The organism is Massilia sp. TWR1-2-2 (assembly GCF_049897565.1).
GTDB lineage: Bacteria > Pseudomonadota > Gammaproteobacteria > Burkholderiales > Burkholderiaceae_D > JAFCUW01.
The window spans coordinates 1-3084 of the sequence record NZ_JAFCWM010000077.1; the positions used below are offsets into that span (position 1 = coordinate 1).

The 3084-nt window shown below is 62.6% G+C and carries 2 pseudogenes; both read right to left on the bottom strand.

Features of this window, described 5'->3' with window-relative positions:
- Positions 1 to 120, bottom strand: a pseudogene (locus tag ACP7DD_RS26360) (IS5/IS1182 family transposase); the annotation flags it as partial.
- 53 nt (positions 121 to 173) lie between these two features.
- A pseudogene (locus ACP7DD_RS26365) lies at positions 174 to 2972 on the bottom strand (Tn3 family transposase); the annotation flags it as partial.
- Between the last annotated feature and the right edge of the window lie 112 nt (positions 2973 to 3084).

The window sequence follows — 3084 nt, forward strand, 5'->3', positions numbered from 1 at the left end:
GAGCAAGCGTTCGGGCGCAATCGACGGCCTGCCGCGGCGCGAGTACAGAGGTTCAAACTCGGCACTCATGCTCTGCAAAATCCCATCGACCAGAACGCGCAATTTGCGCAGCGGATGCTGGGGTTTGAGGTGCAGTGGAACGGAAAACCGGGTTAAGGACCAGGTCCACCAGCCTATTCATCGCTCGCGGGGTTGCGCAGCGGCCGCAGCTCTCCTTTAGCTACCGAGTCCGGCACCGAGAACGAATACCGGCCCAGCATGTTGATGTGCTCATGCACCAACGGCGACAGCCTAGCCACATCCTCATCCCGCACCTCGAAGCCGTCCGCCCGCAGCTGGTTCAATGCGGCCTCCATGTAACTCGTGTTCCACGGCACGATCATGTTGAGCACCAAACCGAGCGCGCCGAGCTGGTCTTCCTGGCCCTCGCGGTAATGCTGCCGCAGCTCGCCGCGCTTGCCGTGGAATACGGCGCGGGCGACGCTATGCCGCCCCTCGCCACGGTTGAGTTGGGTCAGCGTGCCCCGACGCTTGGCTTCGTCATCGATGTAGGTTAGCGTGTGCAAGGTTTTGTCGATCCGGCCAAACTCGGCGATGGCTTGGGCTAGCCGGGTCGTGCGCTCGCCCACCTGAAGCGTGCGCATGATGCCGGCAGCCGGGACCCGGCCAAGCTTGAGCGAGCCGGCCAGTCGCAGCATGTCATCCCAATGCGGCTCGATCTTTTGCAGGCTGATATTGTGTCCGGATACAGAATTGAGCAACCCGTAGTCGGCTTTCGCATCGATCCGCCAGAAACGAGTTCCGCCGACGTCGGCCAGGCGCGGACTGAATCGGTATCCAAGCAGGCGGAACAACCCGAAAACCACATCGCTGTAGGCACCCGTGTCCGTCATGATCTGCGTCGGCTGTAGGTCGGTTTGCTGCTCCAGGACGACGGCCAGCAGAACCAGGCTGTCGCGCAGCGTACCCGGCACCGTGATATCGTTCAGCCCGGAAAACTGGTTTGATATCAGGTTGTACCAGGTGACACCGCGCCCGACGCCGAAGTATTTCGGGTTCGGCCCGGAATGCACTGACCGCACCGGCACCACGAACCGCATGCCGTCGGCCGACGCGACCTCGCCGCCGCCCCAAACGTTGGCCAGCGCCGAACGGCCTTGCGCGGCGACCAGCAGGGTGTTCGCCGCCGTGATGGTGTCGTCGCGCAGGTAGTTCTGGTCCACCCGGGACAACCTGTCGCGCTTGAGCGCCGGTACGTCGCCGCGAATTAGCGGCTCCGGTCCCGTGTTGCACGCCTCGGCCATCAGCACCGCGCAGATGCTCACATGCAGATCGGAAGCGCGCGCGGTGCGCTCTGATATGTGGGTGAATGCATCCGTAAAGCGGGTGCGGGCGGCAATCTCCAGAATCAGTTCCGGCAAATCGACGCGCGGTAGCCTGCCTGTGACTTTGGCGCGCAGCGCGATCAACGACTCCGGCTCATCCATTTTATCCAGAGGACTGAGTACCAGTTCTTGTTTGTCGCCAACCTTCTCAAACCGCACGGACGGATTGTCGGGCAACCTGGCGGCGACCGCCTGGTAGGTGCGGTCCAGTTCATCGGCAAGGGCCGTCAATGTCGGCCCCGGTGTCGGCGACAGGCCCAATGTGCGGCAAATGATCGGGCGCGTGGTTTCCCATTCAGCGCTATCGAGCAGACCGGCGCGCGGATCGGCGTACCGCCAGCTCGGGGCCACGAACACGTCGCGCCGCCGCAGCGCAATACGCAGTTCGGACAAAACACAGAAGGTGTAGGCGTGGAAATCGATGGCGTCATCCTCGCGCAGAACATGGCGCTGCCATGGCTTGGTGATGATTTCACGTGGCGCGTCGTTGTCGGGTCTCTTCACCATCATGTTGGCGCGAAGCCAGGCGAAGGCTGCGATAAACGGTTCACCGGCGGCATTCGAGCCAAAGTGGATGTGTTCGGCCAGCGCAGGCAGGAAGCGGCGCACGGTCTTGTACTTGGCATCCAGCTCCTGGTAGTACACATTGTCGGTCGGCCGAATCAACTTGTTGACGCCGGCAAGGGCTAGCGCGAGCGCGTCCGGCGAAATCCGGGCGAACAATTGTTTGCGTAGTTCGGCATCGGGCACGGTATCGTCCAGCAGCATTTGGCAGGCGCTGGCGAGGGTGGCCGCCGCCTCGTCCAAATCTTTGAGTGAGCGGAGGCGCGATTTTTTGTCGGCCTTCACGGCGTCACCGAAAAGCTCTCGCAGGATGACTTCGAGCACTTCCAGGGCGTCATCCTGTGCCGATGCTTCGAGGCAGTGCACGAACGCGACCAGGGTTGCCAGGCGGCGCAGCACCGGCAGGCGCAGGATCGCGCTGGCCTTGGCGGCGCCGGCGAACCGGGCTAGGGCCGCGACCCGCGTGGCCGGGATGCGCGTGGCGGCCGGCAACCGGATGCCAAGTTCACGGACGGCTTGCAGTCGCATCAGCGCCAGGCTCATCGACCGACTGCTGGCCACCACCGGCCCGGTACGCAAGCGATCAAGCGGCGAATTCCGGGTGCCGCCAGAAGAGACCAGGAGGCCTTCCAGGCGCGTTTGCTGGTCCAGGCTGATCCCACTTCCAAGCGAGCGCCATAATCGCTCCTCGACTCGGCTGCGCAGGCGCGCAACGTACCGTTCGAGTGTCGTGCAGCCAGGCAGAAGCACCTTGTGGGTCACGAGCCAGGTGGTGGCGCGCTCGAACAGTACGCTCGGCCGATCGGTGCCGGTCCAGCATAGGGCGTACAGCCACCGGGTCAGACGGAAGGCGATCAGGGGTTCTGTGAAATCGACATATCCATAGGATGCGCGAATTTCCGTCGCATGCTGCCAGCGCTGCTCGCCGGCGCTGTAGGCGTCTGCCTTGTCCTGCTCCTCTATGCGCAACTGCTTGGCCAGCGTTCGCAGCACGGGCTGTGGCACAGCCAGCGGGTCTTCTAGCCTGAATTTTGCATAAAAAAGGGCAAGAATGCCGTAAGTGATTGATAAAATGTGAGTTATCGAGAAACACAATTTACAACACGAACACCACCTTGCCCGATATGAATTCTAC